20 protein-coding genes and 1 pseudogene are annotated in these 17,943 nt (G+C 33.6%); 16 read left to right on the forward strand and 5 right to left on the reverse strand.

What is annotated here, in order from left to right; translation table 11 throughout:
- Window positions 1-179 precede the first annotated feature (179 nt).
- Window positions 180-659, forward strand: coding sequence for a hypothetical protein (locus tag C6H18_RS08660; protein WP_104722700.1), 480 nt, complete (start codon window positions 180-182; stop codon window positions 657-659).
- A 15-nt stretch (window positions 660-674) separates the two neighbouring features.
- Here the strand turns inward: C6H18_RS08660 and C6H18_RS08665 are convergent, their stop codons facing one another.
- The 3 genes and pseudogenes from C6H18_RS08665 to C6H18_RS08675 all read right to left on the reverse strand — a co-directional run bounded on the left by C6H18_RS08665 (window position 675) and on the right by C6H18_RS08675 (window position 3,725).
- Window positions 675-1,187, reverse strand: a complete 513-nt coding sequence (locus tag C6H18_RS08665; protein WP_104722701.1) for a hypothetical protein — start codon at window positions 1,185-1,187, stop codon at window positions 675-677.
- Window positions 1,154-1,516 (reverse strand): annotated as a pseudogene (locus tag C6H18_RS09745) (LPP20 family lipoprotein); the annotation flags it as partial. The pseudogene C6H18_RS09745 and the gene C6H18_RS08665, both read right to left, overlap by 34 nt.
- 292 nt (window positions 1,517-1,808) lie before the next feature.
- On the reverse strand, window positions 1,809-3,725 hold the full coding sequence (locus C6H18_RS08675) for a motility associated factor glycosyltransferase family protein (RefSeq protein ID WP_104722703.1): 1,917 nt from the start codon (window positions 3,723-3,725) through the stop codon (window positions 1,809-1,811).
- A gap of 271 nt (window positions 3,726-3,996) precedes the next feature.
- On the opposite strand from C6H18_RS08675, the gene gdhA reads away from it, so the two are divergent.
- The 3 genes from gdhA to C6H18_RS08690 are packed head-to-tail and all read left to right on the forward strand — an operon-like array spanning window position 3,997 to window position 6,852.
- On the forward strand, window positions 3,997-5,352 hold the full coding sequence (gdhA, locus tag C6H18_RS08680) for an NADP-specific glutamate dehydrogenase (protein WP_104722704.1): 1,356 nt from the start codon (window positions 3,997-3,999) through the stop codon (window positions 5,350-5,352).
- A complete protein-coding gene (locus C6H18_RS08685) occupies window positions 5,345-6,172 on the forward strand; it encodes a DNA ligase (protein WP_267891875.1) in 828 nt (275 codons plus the stop codon). The genes gdhA and C6H18_RS08685 overlap by 8 nt, the downstream gene beginning before the upstream one ends.
- A 44-nt stretch (window positions 6,173-6,216) precedes the next feature.
- Window positions 6,217-6,852 (forward strand): MarC family protein, encoded by a 636-nt coding sequence (locus tag C6H18_RS08690; RefSeq protein ID WP_104722706.1) that lies wholly within the window; start codon window positions 6,217-6,219, stop codon window positions 6,850-6,852.
- Here the strand turns inward: C6H18_RS08690 and C6H18_RS08695 are convergent.
- Window positions 6,833-7,921 (reverse strand): UDP-N-acetylglucosamine--N-acetylmuramyl-(pentapeptide) pyrophosphoryl-undecaprenol N-acetylglucosamine transferase, encoded by a 1,089-nt coding sequence (locus tag C6H18_RS08695; RefSeq protein ID WP_104722707.1) that lies wholly within the window; start codon window positions 7,919-7,921, stop codon window positions 6,833-6,835. The two genes, C6H18_RS08690 and C6H18_RS08695, sit on opposite strands and share 20 nt — an antisense overlap.
- Window positions 7,922-8,105: 184 nt before the next feature.
- Here C6H18_RS08695 and C6H18_RS08700 point away from each other — a divergent pair, with 184 nt between their 5' ends.
- Genes C6H18_RS08700 through C6H18_RS08710 form a run of 3 tightly spaced genes read left to right on the forward strand, consistent with a single transcriptional unit; the run spans window position 8,106 to window position 9,375 of the window.
- Window positions 8,106-8,579 (forward strand): acyl-CoA thioesterase, encoded by a 474-nt coding sequence (locus tag C6H18_RS08700; RefSeq protein WP_104722708.1) that lies wholly within the window; start codon window positions 8,106-8,108, stop codon window positions 8,577-8,579.
- 33 nt (window positions 8,580-8,612) lie between these two features.
- On the forward strand, window positions 8,613-8,906 hold the full coding sequence (locus C6H18_RS08705) for a hypothetical protein (protein ID WP_104722709.1): 294 nt from the start codon (window positions 8,613-8,615) through the stop codon (window positions 8,904-8,906).
- A gap of 7 nt (window positions 8,907-8,913) precedes the next feature.
- Complete coding sequence (locus C6H18_RS08710) at window positions 8,914-9,375, forward strand: tRNA (cytidine(34)-2'-O)-methyltransferase (protein ID WP_104722710.1); 462 nt, start codon at window positions 8,914-8,916, stop codon at window positions 9,373-9,375.
- Here C6H18_RS08710 and hypA read toward each other — a convergent pair.
- Window positions 9,361-9,705, reverse strand: a complete 345-nt coding sequence (gene hypA / locus C6H18_RS08715) for a hydrogenase/urease nickel incorporation protein HypA (RefSeq protein ID WP_104722711.1) — start codon at window positions 9,703-9,705, stop codon at window positions 9,361-9,363. The genes C6H18_RS08710 and hypA overlap by 15 nt on opposite strands.
- Window positions 9,706-9,810: 105 nt before the next feature.
- On the opposite strand from hypA, the gene argF reads away from it, so the two are divergent.
- The 9 genes from argF to C6H18_RS08760 all read left to right on the forward strand — a co-directional run bounded on the left by argF (window position 9,811) and on the right by C6H18_RS08760 (window position 17,924).
- Window positions 9,811-10,731: an ornithine carbamoyltransferase gene (gene argF, locus C6H18_RS08720; protein WP_104722712.1), complete on the forward strand. Its 921-nt coding sequence runs from the start codon at window positions 9,811-9,813 to the stop codon at window positions 10,729-10,731.
- Window positions 10,710-11,141 (forward strand): DUF2603 domain-containing protein, encoded by a 432-nt coding sequence (locus tag C6H18_RS08725; protein WP_104722713.1) that lies wholly within the window; start codon window positions 10,710-10,712, stop codon window positions 11,139-11,141. The genes argF and C6H18_RS08725 overlap by 22 nt, the downstream gene beginning before the upstream one ends.
- Window positions 11,142-11,144: 3 nt before the next feature.
- Window positions 11,145-12,515 carry an oxygen-independent coproporphyrinogen III oxidase gene (gene hemN / locus C6H18_RS08730; protein WP_104722714.1) on the forward strand — a complete coding sequence of 457 codons (1,371 nt, stop codon included), beginning with the start codon at window positions 11,145-11,147 and terminating at the stop codon, window positions 12,513-12,515.
- An 8-nt stretch (window positions 12,516-12,523) separates the two neighbouring features.
- Window positions 12,524-13,831 (forward strand): (Fe-S)-binding protein, encoded by a 1,308-nt coding sequence (locus C6H18_RS08735; RefSeq protein WP_104722715.1) that lies wholly within the window; start codon window positions 12,524-12,526, stop codon window positions 13,829-13,831.
- A 66-nt stretch (window positions 13,832-13,897) separates the two neighbouring features.
- Window positions 13,898-15,043, forward strand: a complete 1,146-nt coding sequence (locus C6H18_RS08740; RefSeq protein WP_104722716.1) for a bifunctional 2-C-methyl-D-erythritol 4-phosphate cytidylyltransferase/2-C-methyl-D-erythritol 2,4-cyclodiphosphate synthase — start codon at window positions 13,898-13,900, stop codon at window positions 15,041-15,043.
- Window positions 15,044-15,056: 13 nt separating this feature from the next.
- Entirely contained in the window at window positions 15,057-15,947 is an 891-nt protein-coding gene (locus C6H18_RS08745; protein WP_104722717.1) for a response regulator, read from the forward strand.
- Window positions 15,925-17,124: a sulfate adenylyltransferase gene (locus tag C6H18_RS08750; protein ID WP_104722718.1), complete on the forward strand. Its 1,200-nt coding sequence runs from the start codon at window positions 15,925-15,927 to the stop codon at window positions 17,122-17,124. The genes C6H18_RS08745 and C6H18_RS08750 overlap by 23 nt, the downstream gene beginning before the upstream one ends.
- A gap of 11 nt (window positions 17,125-17,135) precedes the next feature.
- The gene (locus tag C6H18_RS08755; protein WP_104722719.1) at window positions 17,136-17,636 is read left to right on the forward strand and encodes a phosphatidylglycerophosphatase A family protein; all 501 of its coding nucleotides are present in this window, start codon (window positions 17,136-17,138) and stop codon (window positions 17,634-17,636) included.
- A 66-nt stretch (window positions 17,637-17,702) separates the two neighbouring features.
- Window positions 17,703-17,924 (forward strand): hypothetical protein, encoded by a 222-nt coding sequence (locus C6H18_RS08760; RefSeq protein WP_104722720.1) that lies wholly within the window; start codon window positions 17,703-17,705, stop codon window positions 17,922-17,924.
- The last annotated feature ends 19 nt before the right edge of the window (window positions 17,925-17,943 follow it).

The following is a 17,943-nucleotide window of genomic DNA, read 5'->3' on the forward strand; positions in this document are numbered from 1 at the left end:
ATAATTATTGGTTGTTGGATAAATGTTAAGTTAGAGTTGGTTAGATTAAAGGGATTAAAAAAATAGTTGAGGGGGTTATAATAAATGAGAATACATCAAGGGATACTTCTTTTTCTCCATATTAGTGGAATAATTCTTGCTTGCTCAATGAAAAATTTATTGAATTCAAGGATAATCTTATGGATATTAATAACAAAAATAACTCTATGTGGGGCTTACTAGATAAAGCTTACCAAAACCAAAAGACAAATAACAATAATATTTCTAATGATTTATCAAATAATAATTCTCTTTTCAAAACACAAGAGGCAACAAAAACAGAATCTTTATTTAATCTTTTTGACAATAAAACTAGTCTCTATACCTCAAATGCTATTCAAGATTCCTTTGAAAAAAGTGATACGATAACTAAAATACAAAATTTTGCTTCTACTTTCAATCAAGCTCTATCAGAATTAGGAGAAGCAATGTATAAAAATGGAATCATCAATAAAGAAGAAAAAATGGGATTTGATATTTTACAAAAATATAACCCAACTTTAGATCCCCAACAAACAAAGAATATATTAGAAACCTCTAATTTAAGTGCAGAAAACCTACAACTATTAAAAACTATTGATAAAAAAATCGGGGCTATCCGATATTTTGGGAGATTTTAACTCTCCAAAAGAAATTTATTTAAAACCTTCTATTCGTAAAACAAATTTATTCTTTTTTTCTTCAAAGAATATTCCTTCTTTTGATACCTTATAATGAATTTCAAGATTTCCTCTTTTTATCATTTGATAAAAACCATCCTCTAAAGGCATCTTGTTTTCTCCTAAAAAAATCTCTTTACCTTGCAAAAGAAGTTGGAAGTCCAATTCTTTCAGAGAATCATCACCAAAATATCTCCTTATTACGGTATCTTTTGCATAACATTGCTGATTCAAACAAATTGTATTTTTAAAACTCAAAAAAGATAACAATAAATGTCCAGTATTGAAAATTTCTAAAGCTGTCTGATTGGGTGATACTTTAATAAAACCTGTATCATAGAATCGAAAATCTTTAGTAGCAAAGAATATAATTTTAGGAGTAGTTTGTTGTAGTTTTGGACTATATTTTGCACAGCCCAAAACTATCAAAAAAGCAAAAGAAAGCAAAAGAGCAACTAAAACTCTTCGCCTGTTAAAGTACGATACCATCTTTTTCCATCAAGCTTTAATTCCATACTCACTTGACATAAACCATCTTTATAGACGGTTTCCACAATTTCGGCATTCCTAATAATTGCCATCACTTTTGTTTTAACAGTAGAGTTTTTCAACACCATATCTCTCACGGTATCTTGAGCATTCACTCTAATTCCATACATTTTTTCCCCAATTTGTCTATAAGCATCTACAATCGCTGCTCTTTTAGCCAGAGCCAAAGCTTGTGCTGGAGACAATGTAGATTCTGGCGCAACACCCATTCCAATAGCACTAATTTCAATAATGCTTGATGGAGTAATCATAGGAGCATTAGGAATAACTATATCATCGCCTCCCGCTTCAATACCTTGTAAAGGCACAGCAGGTGTATTTGAGTTTCTATTGTTCCCTTGAAAGTTTGTATTACCTACCGGACTTGCTGTTGTATAACTTGTCCCATAACTTGTCATAGAAGCTATTTGTGAGCCATCCGCTAAAGCAGTAGTCTGAGCAACTGCCAAATTTGAACCAAAGAGCATTCCCGCTAAAACTAATGAAATCGTTTTTCTTGTCGTCATTCTAATCCTTTTGATTTAAGATGTATTATCGTAAAAAGCAATTAGTGTTCCAATTTCATTTTAAAAGTATTTCTCTTAAATTTTCCACCATTTTTTCCATCCCCTCTCTATAAAGCTCTCCTGCTTTTTGCCAAAAGTTTTGCATATCATCATAGGGTAAATGAATACTAGCTAAAGCTAGAGCATAAAGAAAATGACTTAAAGAACCTCCAAATAAGATTCCAATAAACGCATTTTTTGCTTCAGTAGCGGATATTTCATCATAAATAGCATCCACTTTAGAAAATAAATCAATTTTAGAATGAACTTCCATTTTAAATAAGTCAGAAATCTTGTTTTTAAAAACCATTACTTCAAAGAGATATTTTTGCGTATCTTTTGTATAAAATTGCTCTTTTTGAGGATCTTTAAAAAGTGATTTTAACTGCAAAATAGCCTCTTTTTTATCAATAGACTTTAATTCAAAATCTTCAAAATGAGTAGGAATAGCACCTTTAATGTATGCCCCATCATTTAAATTCAAAATAGTGAAGGGTTTCAATACCTTAAAAGTCTCCTCTAAAGAAGTTCTGGAGAGTGAATAAAGTGCATCTGAATAAATATCATTACTAAAATTCCCATCAACCCTATAAGCATCCTCGGGTATCTTTTTGTCCTCTTCTCCATAATAAGAATTAGCAGCGTGTTTCTTTACACCTTTTTTATACCCACAATCAAGCCCACACAATATCACATCACTCCCCAAATAACTCGCCAAAGCAGCACCTGCATTACCAACTAAAGGGGCAGTAAATTTGACTTTAAACTTTGGTGCATTAAGGTTTGCTGCGCTAGAACCATCACGTTCAAACATATAAATCTCTTTTGCTAATTCTTTAGCCTTTTTATCAAGCACAGAAGCACAAAGCAAAGGTATATCACCTAAAGGAGCTTCTCTTAAAACTCCATCTAAATAATTATGTCTTTCTATTTCTATTTGAAAATCAGGCTTAATACCTGCTTTTAATAAAGGCTTCAAAGCTGTCCCACAACTAAAAATAATCATTTTTTCCTGATTCTTTTTAATAAAAGGTAATAAAAAGTCAAGGCTTGGACCTGTAGCAACAACACAAATAGGAGCATTCACTCTTTTGGGTTCTATAAGCATAGGATTAAGAGAAAAACTTCTCTTATTACAAATCCCCCTAATCTCATCCTCATAAGTTCCCCAACCCCTAAGTGATTGGGAATGCAATTCATAAACTAAAGCACGAGCGCTTTGTGTGATTGGAGTTTGATACATTACAAGCTCAAACCTTATAATAGCAGTGCTAATTCTACGCGAAGCAAAAAAATTCAAAGCATAATTTCTTTGCATAATACTTTCTATAAAAATATATCCCCCCTTGCGTTCTACTTTGCTAAATAGTGAAGCAAAATCGACAAAAAAACAAGCAATACGAAATAAATCCAAAGACTCTTCAAAAATGAAAAAATTATTAATTGTTTGATACTTTTCTATCAAAATTTGCAAAAAGATTCCACCGCCTAACCCAAAAAGGCTAAGATTAGGCAAAAAATTACTTGGTAGATGATAATGCTCAACACCTCCACTATTAAGAGTAAAATTTAAAATCTCATTTACCCAAAGGGAACTATAAGGAAAATTTTCATTCATCATCGACATTTTATTGCCACAAACACGATTCCATTTATCATTAATAGGAGGATCAAAGGCTAAATTTTCGTGAATTGTAAGCATAGTAGATCGCCCATTTTCTAAAGGATAAAGCAAAGTATTATTTTGAAGATTAATCACATTTATCCCCTCTTTGCCAATATAAAGCTGATATTCCCTAGAGGGCTTTTGCAAAGCTTCAAAAATAGTAAAATTTGCTTGCTGAAAAAAGATTAAATTATCCCTAAACCGATTCTGACAAAAAACTTCAATCTCTTCACAGCGACTATTTTGTAAAAATTCTATAATTTTCATTGTTTAATCCACTTCCTAAGCACTTTATTTAATGGGTAAAATAATAACATATTCCTACACTTTACTTTAAAATACTTTAACCCTTAAAAGATTTATCATCAAAACTTCTAAAAATTAACATAAAAATGCTATCCATAATTTCGCTAATTCCTAAACAAAAATACCAATTATAAAATATAACTTAAAAAAAAAATTAGTTTTATAAGATTATATTAAATAAAGTTTCAATAGAATTTTGGTTACAAAATTTTAACTTACACAAGGAGCAATTATGTCTTATGTTCAAAGTATCATTCAAAAAGTTCAAAAACTCTATCCTGACCAAATAGAATTCCATCAAGCAGTCAGAGAAGTGTTAGAATCCATAGAACCTGCTTTAAAAAAAGATAAAAGATACGAAAAATTCAAAGTCTTAGAAAGAATAGTTATTCCAGAGAGACAGCTAAATTTTAGAGTAACTTGGGAAGATGATAAGGGAGAGATTCAAGTTAATAGAGGATATCGAATAGAATTTAGCTCACTTTTAGGACCTTACAAAGGGGGTTTAAGATTTCATCCTAGTGTTACAGAAGGGATTATTAAATTTTTAGGATTTGAACAAATTTTCAAAAACTCCCTAACAGGTTTGGCAATGGGAGGAGGAAAAGGCGGAAGTGATTTTGATCCCAAAGGAAAAAGCGATAGAGAGGTTATGCGATTTTGTCAAGCTTTTATGAATGAACTCTACCGCCATATTGGGGCGCATACGGATGTTCCAGCAGGAGACATTGGAGTTGGCGGAAGAGAAATTGGTTATCTTTTTGGGCAATACAAAAAACTTACTAATCGTTATGATGGTGTCTTAACAGGTAAGTCTTTACTCTGGGGAGGAAGCTTGGTAAGAACAGAAGCTACGGGCTATGGAAGTGTTTATTTTGCAGAAGAAATGTTAAAACATAGTAAATTTGGAACTTTAGAGGGAAAAACTTGCTTAGTCTCTGGAAGCGGAAATGTAGCCATCTACACTATCGAAAAACTCCAACAACTCGGAGCAAAACCTGTAACTATTAGTGACTCAAAAGGTATGATTTACGATGCAAATGGAATCGATCTAGCACTTCTTAAAGAAATTAAAGAGGTTAAACGAGATAGTCTTGAAGCCTATGCAAAGGCAAAAAAAGGTGCAAAATGGACAGGTATAAAAGATTATCCAAAAGATCATAATCCCCTTTGGAGCATTCCAGCATTTGCTGCATTCCCAAGTGCCACACAAAATGAACTTAATGCAAAAGATGCCGAAATTCTTCTCAAAAATGGATGCAAATGTGTTAGTGAGGGTGCAAATATGCCATCAACCATTGAAGCTGTGCATAAATTCATTGATGCAAAAATCTGTTATGGTCCGGGCAAAGCCGCTAATGCAGGTGGAGTGGCAACAAGTGGTTTAGAAATGAGTCAAAATGCTTCTATGACTGCTTGGAGCTTTGAAGAAGTCGATAAAAGACTACATAATATTATGAAACATATCTACGCAAGTGCAAGTGAGGCTGCAAAAGAATTTAAAGATCCTACTAATTTAGTATTAGGAGCTAACATTGCAGGCTTTAGAAAAGTCGCTAACGCGATGATTGAGCAAGGTCTTGTATAAAACTTTCTTTGCATTATTAATATTTTTAAACTTAGATTCCCTATATGGGGAATCTTTAACCTTCAAAACTTATTCCAAAGACTCTTTTACAATAACCTCATCCTCCCTTATGAGTGAAAAACTTGATGGGATTCGTGGAATTTGGAATGGAAAATCCCTCCTTAGCAAAAATAACTATCCAATAAACCCCCCTAAAGAATGGTTAGAAAACTTTCCACCATTTAGCCTAGATGGAGAATTATGGCTATCTTATAACCGCTTTGAAGAAACTTCAAGCATTATTCGCAATTCTAAATCCACCTTAGAGGAATGGAGACAAATTACTTACTATGTCTTTGATGTGCCTAATATTTGTGAGAAGTGTCATTTAAAAGAACGTTTAGAAATTTTAGAAGAATATTTAAAATTTCATTTTGCTCCACAAATAAAAATAATCCCACAAATTCCTATCCAAAATCAAGAACATTTGCAATCTTATTTTCAAGAAGTTCTAGCAAGAAATGGTGAGGGATTAATCTTACGAGATAATATCAAGCCCAATATTGCCTATAAATACAAAGCTTACGAAGATAGCGAATGTGAAGTTGTAGGTTACACTCAAGGCAAAGGCAAGTTTGAAGGACAATTGGGTGCTATCCTTTGTCAAGCATCTATTAATGGTGTTGATAAGACTTTCAAAATTGGCTCGGGTTTTAGTGATAAAGAACGAAAATCTCCCCCTCCACTCCATTCCATCATTACTTACAAATATTTTGGATTAACAGCAAATAATCTGCCAAGATTCCCCATTTTTTTAAGAATTCGTGATAAAAATTTTTAACAAAAATGCTACAATTACGCTTTAACCCTTAAGGAAGAATAAATATGTTAGCTGAGATTCAATCAGAACTTTACTTTATACTCCTTGCTGCAATAGCCATTATTGCGGTTTTAAATCCTTTTGGAAATCTTCCACAATTCCTTGATATGACAGAAGGATTAGCACTCAATACTAGAAAAGATCTTTTTAGAAAAATACTCTATACCGCTTTTGCCATTGTTATGGTTTTTTTATTTTCTGGCTCTTTTATTATGAATTATCTTTTTAAAGTCGATATTAATCACTTACGAATTGCTGGTGGCTTATTATTAATTATCATTAGCCTTAAAAGTCTTCTTATTTCCAAAAAAGAAGGAGATTTCGCCCATTATCAAAATTTAAGTAAAAATGAATTACTTAATCGAAGCGTTGTCCCTATGGCTTTCCCTATGTTAGTTGGACCCGGAACACTCTCTACTATCACAGTAATTTCCGAAGAAAGTGGTTTAGCCATCACAATTTTTGCCATAATAGGAGCTTTTCTTTTTATGCTCACTTTATTTCATTACGCTACCACCATTGAACATATTATTGGCAAACTCATCTTGCAAGTCTCTTCAAGAATTGTGCTAATTTTTATTATGGCAATGGGAGTAAAAATGATGATAACAGGTTTTAAGTTTATCTTTCATCTCTCATAATATTCTTTAAAATTATTTGTAAAATATTTTCTGTGGCATTACTAGAGCATTGTTGTTGCAATTCTTTACTTATTTGGCTTATTCTATTATCCTCTAAATACCCTAAAATATCCCATAACACCTTATCAAACAAATCTTTTTCTTCACATAAAAAGCCTAGATTCTGATTTTCTAAAAATTTTGCATTAAAATATTGATGATTATTAGCTGCATAAGGATAGGGGATAAAAAGTGAGGGCAACCCATTAGCACATAGCTCCCACAATGAGCTAGCACCCGCTCGTGATACCGCAAAATCACAGATTCTAAAAATCTCTGGCATTTGTTGGCTAAATCTAAACAAGCATACATCAAAATCGCCCTCCAAATTATCCCCATCTTCAAAAACCATCAACTTTAATTGAAGTAACTGGTATTCCTTATACACTCGCTCAAAATCTCTTTCACCACATTGATGATAGATTTTTATTCCTCTATCTTTTACATCCTCTGCCACACTTAAGGCAAAATTATTAATTGCCCTAGCACCCTGCGACCCCCCCATAAACAAAATATTTAGAATCCTATCCCTTATCCTGGCGGTTTGAAAAAATGCTTGATTAATAGGATAGAATTTAGTAGGAGAAGTATCCAAATAAGAAGAGAAAAAAAGTTTTGCATAAGGCTTCAAGAGAATATTTAATCGTCCAATTTTTGCATTTTGTTCGTGAATCATCAAAGGAATCTTCAAAAAAATAGCAGCAAATGCTGCAGGTGCTGCCGAATATCCCCCCACAGAAAAGACAAAAGCGATTTTTTCTTTCTTTAATATACCTAAGGCTTCATAAAAAGCCCTAAGCTGATGCCAAAGAGACTTTATCTTATTAATTCCTTTTTGATTAACAACTCCACAAGTTTGCAAAAAATATTTTTGAGTAAAATTAGGATTATTTTCAAAATAGATTCTATCCTGCCCTTTATCACTTCCTATAAAAATACATTCTAAACCCTTTTTAGAAGACTCTTCTAAAAAAGCTTTTGCAACACTTAAATGACCTCCTGTCCCGCCACCTGTAATAACAACTTTCATTAAATCCCTCTAAAACTTTATCCAAAATTCTAACACAAGAATGCTTTAAGATTATAGAATTTTCTTAATGTGTAGAATAGGCAATCTCTATAATAAAAGTTTAAATAAAATAATACTTTTTTACAAAAATTATTAAAAAAAATTGTAAAATCTGCTTAATAAATTAATGAATGAGGGTTTAAATATGGAAGAAGTTAATCTTGATAAGAAATCTCTATCAATGTCTATCTTAATGACACCTAGTATGGCAAACTTTCGCGGGAGAGTGCATGGTGGAGACATTATGAAACTTATGGATCAAGTTGCTTACGCTTGTGCGGCGAGATATTGTAGTAAATACGCTGTTACATTATCTGTTGATAGCATTACCTTTAAACAACCCATAGCGGTAGGTAATCTTGTAACATTTAATGCTTCGGTAAATTATACAGGCACTAGCTCTTTAGAAATAGGCATTAAAGTTATTGCTGAAGATGTGTATAATCATTCCAACACTCATACTAATAGTGCCTATTTTACAATGGTATGTGTCGATGAAAATGGCAAACCCGCTAAAGTTCCGGAATTCATCCCACAAACTGATGAAGAAAAAAGACGACATCAAAATGCTATTAAACGCAAAGAAATAAGAATGGAATTAGCCAATAAAAAAGCATAATTTTATGCTACAATTTCTCCCGTTGGAGGAATTATGCCAAATCATATGCCAAATCAACAAAAAAATACAACAAATATCCAAAATACATTAATTGCCAATCATCTTAATCGCCTCTTTAAAAAAAATTCCAAGGCTATTGCCCTACTCTTTAAGGCTATCATTAAAGGTGAAAAGCTTTATCCCAAGGATACCTTATTAAAGCCTATAAAAGAATCCCCAACAACCCCACAAACAAATAACCAATTATCAAAACCCCTAAACCCACAAGCGGATTCTAAACCCTTAAGCACAACTCCCACAAAATCTCCTCTCAATATCGAAGGATAAAAGTTCTATGAAATTTCACATTGTTCTTCATCAACCAAGAATACCTCAAAATACCGGAAATATAGGAAGACTCTGTTTTGCAAGCAATTCCATTTTACACCTTATTCACCCCTTAGGCTTCAAAATCTCGGCAAAGGAGCTTAAAAGAGCTGGAATGGATTATTGGAAGAATTTAGAATTTTATGAATGGGATGATTTTGAGTCTTTTCTAGGCTCTGCTATTTCCTTAGAGCATTTTTACCTCACCACTAAAAGCACATTAGCCTATTATAAAGCAAACTTAAAAAACGGCGCATATTTACATTTTGGAAGGGAAGATGGGGGATTAAACCCTTCTTTACTTACACAATACCCCAAACAAACACTAACAATCCCTATGCAAAATAATGCAAGAAGTTTAAATCTCGCCACTAGCGTAGGAATTGTGCTTTATGAGGGAATTAGACAACGCGATTTATTCCATCTCTAAGCGCAACAAAAGCATTTCATTGCCTTTTATCATCTTAACTGATGGAGAGCCACACAATGGGCATTGCGTATAATTTATCCCCACAACTTCACTGCTTTGCTTACAATCCTCACAAAAAAGATTCACTTTAACAAACACAATAAATAATTCTGCATCTTCGCAAATACTGCCAACTTTAAAATCCAAAAACGCCTTTTTTAGTAAATCCGGATTCACTCCGCTCCTCTCTCCAATCTCTAAATGGATAGCCAAAACCTTACTAGCTTGATTTTCTTTTGCAATCCGCTCACAATTCTCAAGCAACGAAGAAACCACTGAAAATTCGTGCATACTTTTTCCTGATATTTTTACAAATTAAAATATTTTTAGTTATCATATTGTAAAATCTTTTCTTTAATCTTAAAAACATTGATTTTAATTTTTGCAAGGTAGCAAATGAGACATTTTTTGACTTTAGCAGATTTTAGCAAAGAAGAAATTTTAGAGATTCTACAAATCTCCAAAAAACTCAAAAAAGAGCTAAAAGAAGGTCAATATAGCAATCTTTTAGAAAACAAAACTCTAGGAATGATTTTTGAAAAAAGCTCCACAAGGACTCGTGTAAGCTTTGAAGTGGGTATTCATCAACTAGGAGGTAAGGGGATTTTCTTATCAAGCAACGATATACAGCTTAGCCGTGGAGAACCCATTAAAGATACCGCCAGGGTATTATCATCTATGGTGGATATGATAATGATGCGAACCTTTAAACATTCAAGTTTAGAGGAATTTGCAAAATACTCTAGTGTTCCTGTAATAAATGGTTTAACCGATGACTTCCACCCTATGCAATTACTTGCAGACTTTTTCACAATGCAAGAATGCAACAAAGACCAAAATCCCATAGTAGCTTATATCGGCGATGGCAACAATATGGCGCATTCTTGGTTAATGCTTGCTGCAAAACTTGGATTTGAATTAAGAATCGCCTCCCCTAAAAATTATCAAGTTTTACCAGAGATTCTTCAAAAAGCCCAAGAATTTGCTAAAATCTCTGGCTCAAAATTATTAATTATGGAAGACCCCAAAGAAGCCGTTTTAAATGCAGATGTTGTTACCACAGACACTTGGGCATCTATGGGGCAAGAAAAAGACAAAAAACAACGAAAAAAAGAATTTAAAGATTATTGTGTCAATAAATCACTTTTGTCTCTAGCAAAACCAGATTCTATCTTTCTACACTGCTTACCAGCTTATCGGGGAGAAGAAGTTACACAAGAAGTTTTAGAAGGCACACAAAGCAAGGTTTTTTTAGAAGCAGAAAATCGCTTACATACACAAAAAGGAGTTATGGTTTGGCTACATCAAAATCGTTAATACAGCACAAAGAAACAAATTGTTACCAAAAGCTTAAACAAGCAATTATGCAAACCCACAAACATATTTCTGATTTACCAGAATCCCTTCAAAATTTCCCTAAAGATTCATTAGCATATTGCCTCAAAGACAGCAACAATGAAGAATACTATCTGCTCTCTGCAAAAATCGTCAAAGCCCTTATGGAATCTGCTAAAAAGCTAGAAGAAGATAAATACCTCTTTAAGCTAGAGCAAGAGATTTACAAAAGTATGCCTATTGATTTTGATGATGTTTGGTGTATCGCCTTAAAAGAAATCAAAAACTACAAAAAAGACCCTAAAAAGATTATCCAAAACATCAAAAAACGTTATCCCTATTTGTTTATTAATTTTGATATGAATAACACTATGAATAACATAAGAATATAACCTATGCAATCTACGATAGATTTTAAAAAGTTTGCCACCTATTCTAAGCCCGGTCCTCGCTACACAAGTTACCCAACCGCCATAGAATTTGGCGAATCTTATACTTTAGATTCTTATCTGAAAGACCTAAGAGAAGACAAAAACCCCCTCTCTTTATATATTCACCTCCCTTTTTGTCGCACCGCTTGTTATTTTTGTGGTTGCAATGTTATTTATACAAGCAAAGAAGAAAACAAACAACATTACATACAAAACCTCAAAAAAGAATTAGAAATCTTAAAACATTCTATGGATACCACAAAAATCGTTTATCAGCTTCATTTTGGAGGGGGGACACCAACCTTTTTTAATGCAAAAGAGTTAGAAACTATTATCAATCTCTTAAAAACCACTTTTCCAAACTTCGACAAGGAAGCAGAGATTGCTTGTGAGATTGACCCAAGATATTTCAACACAGAGCAAATGCAAGTGCTTAAAAATGGAGGATTTAATCGCTTAAGTTTTGGGATACAAGACTTTAACAAAGAAGTGCAACAAGCCATTCATAGACACCAGCCTTTTACACAAGTAAAAGAAGCTATCGAAATTGCAAGAAGTTTCAACATCCCCTCAATCAATTTGGATTTAATCTATGGACTACCTCTCCAAAGCCTAGAAACCTTTAAACAAACTCTCAAATCTTGTCTAGGTTTAGACCCTGAACGTTTCGCTATTTTTAATTACGCCCATGTGCCGTGGCTTAAAAAAACTATGCGAAAAATTGATGAAACTACCCTACCAACCCCTGAAGAAAAGCTAAAGATTCTAGAATATACCATTACTTACCTACAAGAAGCAGGATATAAAACGATTGGAATGGATCATTTTGCAAAGGAAAATGATGAGCTTTTTCAATCCATACAAAAAGGAGAGCTAAGAAGGAACTTTCAAGGATACAGCACAAAAGGCGGAACACAAACCATAGGAATTGGGCTAACCTCTATTGGTGAGGGGGAGAGTTATTATGCCCAAAACTACAAAGAAATGCCCCTTTATCAAGAATCTTTGCAAAAGGGACAGCTACCCTTTTGTAGAGGCATTAAACTCAATCAAGACGATAAAATTAGAAAAAGTGTTATTATGCAATTAATGAGTAATTTCCAACTTGATTTTACGCAAATCCAAAAAGATTTTTCTATTAATTTCAAAGATTACTTTAATGAGGAATTAGAAAATCTCAAATCCTTTAATGAAACAGGATTAATCACCCTTAAAGACAATAAAATTCTAGTTAGCCAAACAGGAGCCTTACTAATCCGCAATATCGCAATGGTTTTTGATATTTATTTAAAAAAAATCTCACAAGGGCAGAAAGTTTTTAGCAAAACAATTTAGGACAAAAGATGGCACATTTTGAAAATTATAACTATCTAGCAACAAGTGATGCTTGTGTGAAATGTGGAAAATGCCTTCCAGATTGCACGATTTTTGCCATTAATGGTGATGAAGCGACTTCTCCTAGAGGCTTTATTGACCTATTAGGTGCTTATCAGAGGCAAGAAATCCCTTTGGATAAACACGCAAAAGAAATTTTTGAAAAATGCTTTTTATGCACCACTTGTGTGAGTGTATGCCCAAACTCCCTACCCACAGATACACTTATCGAAAATATCCGCTATGAACTAGCACAAAAATACGGAATTAGCTGGTTTAAAAAAGTCTTTTTCTATCTCCTAAAGCACCGCAAAATTATGGATTTTAGCTTTAAGATTATTGCATTTTTTACGCCCTTACTCTTTAAGCAAAGTCAAGATAAAAGCTCTATAATCCCTCGCTTTAAACTTCCTCTTATTAATAATAGAATCTTTGCTAAAACCCATAAAAAAAGCTTTTTAAACACCCACAAAGAATACCTAACCTTTGATTCAAAGAGTGATAAAAAAGTAGCGATTTTTATTGGTTGTTTGGGGAACTATAACTACAAAGAAATTGGCGAATCACTGCTTTATATTTTAGAAAAATTAGGGATTAATGCAATGATTCCAAAAGCACAGCAATGCTGTGGAGCGCCCGCATATTTCACAGGGGATTTTGAAAGTGTAGATAAGCTTATTAAACACAATGTAGAATATTTTGAAACCTTTATTGATGAAGTAGATGCTATTTTAATCCCAGAGGCAACTTGTGCAGCAATGGTGATAGAAGATTGGGAAAGATTTATGAAAAATAATCCAGAATTTAAACAAAGAATCCAAAAGATTTTACCCAAGATTCATATGGCGACACAATACTTAGCCAATGCCACCAATCTTAAAGAATACCTAAGCCATATCCAAACAGCCCCTAAACCCACTTTAACCTATCACGACCCCTGCCACGCTAGAAAGGTATTGGGAGTATGGAGAGAACCAAGAGAACTCTTAGCACAAAATTACACTTTAATAGAAATGGAAGATTCTAATATGTGTTGCGGTTTTGGGGGAGTTACTATGCAAACCGAACATTTTAAACTCGCTAGTAAAGTAGGAAGCAAAAAAGCAAAAATGATAGATAAAACCCAAGCAATGTATGTAAGCGCAGAATGCAGTGCTTGTAGAATGCAGCTAAGTAATGCGCTCTATCAAGAAAATGTCGATATTCCCTTTAAACATCCTTTGGAATTAATCGCCAATGCGATAAAAACCAACAAATCTCACCACTTTAGCCTATGAGCCATTCAAGAAGTATCAAAGCTTATTTGTATTATAATCCCAATAAAGAAAAGCAAAGGGCAGTATTTGCATAAAATTGCATTCATTTTATTAAGTGCTGGAGATAGCAGTCGATTTCAAACAAAAAAGATTCCCAAAAAACAATGGTTGCGTATAGGGGAACTTCCCCTATGGCTAAAAGTAGCCCAAGAGATAAATAGCTATTATCTTTTTAGCAAAGTCATTATCAGCGCAAAAGAAGATGAAAAAAAATATATGCAAAAATACCTTGATTCCTTTGGACTAGACTTTCTCCTTACAACAGGTGGAGAAACACGACAAGAATCCCTTAACAACGCCATATCACAAGTAGATGAAGAGCTAGTTTTAGTGAGTGATGTTGCGCGTTGTAGCATTCCTAGAGATGTATTTAATGCAATCATCTTAGAGGCTAATAACTATGATTGCATTGTCCCTTATATCCCTATTAATGATACCATTGCCTATGACAATAAAAATTTAGAATATCTCCAAAGGGAGCAAATAAAAATCATTCAAACCCCTCAACTAAGCAAAACAAAAATTCTCAAAAATGCCCTACAAAATCTTTCTTACACAGATGAAAGCAGTGCCATTTATGCAAATGGTGGAAAAATAGGATTCGTTTTAGGCTCACCACAATCCAAAAAATTAACTTCTCCAGAAGACCTATCAAGCTTTTCACTGCCTCCACCAAGCCCCAAAACCATTATTGGTTGCGGTAGCGATATTCACATCTTAGACAAAGGAGAGGGAATCCTCTTAGGTGGTATCCCTATTCCTTGTGAATTTAAACTTATTGCACATAGTGATGGCGATGTATGCTTACACGCCCTAAGTGATGCTATCTTGGGAGGAATTGGAGCAGGAGATATTGGAGAATGGTTTCCTGATAATGATGAAACTTACAAAAATGCAGATTCTGCAAAGCTCTTACAGCAAATCACTAATTTTGCACTCAATGTTGGCTACACTATTGAGCAAGTAGATATCACGATATTTGCGCAAAAACCAAAAATCTCTCCTTACAAACAAGCCATAGAAAAAAATATCGCCCAACTCTTAGACATTCCCTTATTTTGCGTAAATGTAAAAGCCACGACGACAGAAAAACTTGGTTTCATCGGCAGAGAAGAAGGGATTTTAGTCCATTCCAATGTCGTTTTAGCATATTTTCAATGGCACAATAACTAATCAAGGAAGAATGATGAAAATTTTAATCGTAGAAAATGAAATTTACTTAGCACAGAGTATTGCGACAAAACTAAACCATTTAGGGTTTGATTGTGAAAATATATCCAGCGTCAAGGAAGCTCTTAATATCCAACTAGTAGATATTATTTTATTATCCACAAACATCGCAGGAGAAGACTTTTATCCATTAATCGAAAAATTCCAAAACGCTATCATTATTTTAATGATTCCTTATGTCAATGATGATACCGTTACATTCCCCCTACAAGCTGGGGCTAGTGATTATATTGTAAAGCCCTTTATGATTGATGAACTCATTAGAAAAATCAAGCACTTTACAAGCTACAAACGACTACAAAAAGAAATTTCTTTTTATAAAGATTATTTTTGTAATTCTCTAATCAACCCAAACTATGCCATTAATACAAAAATCTCTTTTCCTCTGATTATCAAAAGTGTTTCACAAAAGACTATTGATACCTATGTTATCAATTACGCTTTTGTAAAAAAACTATCCATCAACTTCCATTCTCTTTATAAAACCCCCAAATTCCAAGATTATCTAAAAAGTATCTCCAAACAACAGCTTAACTATATCATCGGATTTGAAACACTTACCAAAGACAAAAGAGAGGAATTTTTAAAAAAATTAAAAAATGCACCCATAATACTTTCTTGCTTAGGTGAAGAGATAGAAAGCCTAAGCAATGTTCATCAAATAAACATCAAAAACATTCCCCAAAGTTTTGAAGAAGATATTTTAAGTGTCGATGAATATGTCAAAACAACCATTCTAAAATTTGAAGATAAATACCCAGATACAGAGCTTAGTAAAAAGCTTGGAATGTCCAGAAAAAGCCTATGGGAGAAAAGAAAGAAATATGGAATCGCAAAGAAAAAATAAATCACTATTCATTGACAAAGAAGCTATTTTTGCCTTGCTTTTATGCCAAGAAGGATTGCTCTATCCCGTAACGCATTTAATGGATGAAGCAAAAATGCTAGAAGTTGATAAAAGCGGTCTTTACAACAACCAAAGCTTTCCCTTCTCCTTTGTCCTAGCACCTGCAGGAAAGCGCAATGAAGAAATTATTAAAACCGCTACTAAAGGGGAGATATTAGACTTAATCTATAACCATCAAGTCTATGGCACACTCAAGGTTGATTCAAGCTTTTCTATCAACAAGCAAGAAAGACTTTTGAAGATTATGAGTGGGGATGTTTATTCGCAAAAGGCACAAGATATTTATCGTCGATTAGGTAATTATGCAATTTGTGGGGAATACAGCATTACAACCTCGCTCACAAACAATCTCTTTGAAAATAGAATCTCAAAAGATAAAATCCTACAAATTAAAAAAACAACCAAAGCACAAAATATTACTTCAATGATATTAGACACCTCCCCTATTACGAGGATTCACGAACATATATTCCGACTTATTGTAGATAAAAACCAATTATTAATCCTACTGCTCTTGCGTAAGCAAAACGAAGATTTACTAGACTTTCAAATTCGCAAAGAATGCTTAGAATATGTGATTGAAAACTTTTTGCCAAAGGGCAAAATTATAATTTTTCCCTTAGATAATATTTACCTTTTTGCAGGCGCACACGGAATAATCTTAGACGCTATTCTCTCTCAAAATCTAGGCTGTGAGAGAATGGTTATTGGGGAAAACTATCCAAACTTAGCGCTTTACTATGACCACCAAAAAATCCATTCCATTTTTGACACTACCAAAAACATTAAAATAAAAGTAAAACTCCTTAGTGAATTTGTCTATTGCGACCAGTGCAACGCTATTGTAAGCGCAAAAACCTGTCCGCACGGAAAACACCACCATATTAATTATTCCTCTAATTTCATCCAAAGCATTTTAAAAGCAGGATTAATCCCCCCTACTATTTTAGTGCGAAAAGAAATATCGGCTAAAATCCTTAGTCGCCTCTTCCCCAAACGTTTCCAGCACATTATTAAACAATACCAAACAATGTTTTCAAAAAATGGCATCTTACAAGAGCAAAGCGAAGAGGATTTTTATTTAAAACTCATCGAACTCTACCAAACACATCTCTAATCAGGAATCTTATGCAAAATAAAAGTTTTTTTCTTACCTTTAGTAGCTTAAAAGATTTATTAGCAAAGATATATCTCACACTCTTCTTTAGTGGTCTATCCCCAAAAGCACCCGGAACCATTGGGACTTTAGTCGCAATACCATTTGCATATTTCATCGCTTCTTTCTCACACACCACACTTTTTCTCTTAGCACTTTTAGTTTCAGCACTTGGCATTAAAATCATCGACCATTATGAAAAGGAGGGATTAAAGCACGATAGCAAAGAAATTGTCATTGATGAGCTTGCAGGTGTTTGGGTAAGTATCGCTATGGTTGGCAATACCACATTTGGCATTATTTTATCCTTTATTTTTTTTAGGATTTTTGATATATGGAAACCCTCCATCATAGGTAAAGTAGATAAAACCATCAAAGGAGGTTTAGGAGTAATGGGGGATGATTTACTCGCTGGATTCTTCGCGGGATTATTAGGGCTAATTATTATAGGGCTTCTTGAAAATTTTACCTAAATCTACTATAATAGCCACACTTTTTCTTAAAACAACAAATTTACATTTACACAAAAAGGAGTCCCAATGCAACCAACTAACAATGTAATAAATATTAGGGGGGGGGGGCAAAAAGGAGAGAATATGCAATCTCACAATAAAACTTCTAAAAACATTTCTACATTAAACCCTAGTAATTCTTATACTATGGATAGTATGAATAATAAACTCTCCTATACCTGTCTCTTATACATATTGGAGCATGACGATGAAGAATCAAGTGTAGATACGGAGCTGTGTCGCACATGAATACAAAAAATCATTTGCG

It is taken from the genome of Helicobacter mesocricetorum, assembly GCF_900198605.1.
GTDB lineage: Bacteria > Campylobacterota > Campylobacteria > Campylobacterales > Helicobacteraceae > Helicobacter_D > Helicobacter_D mesocricetorum.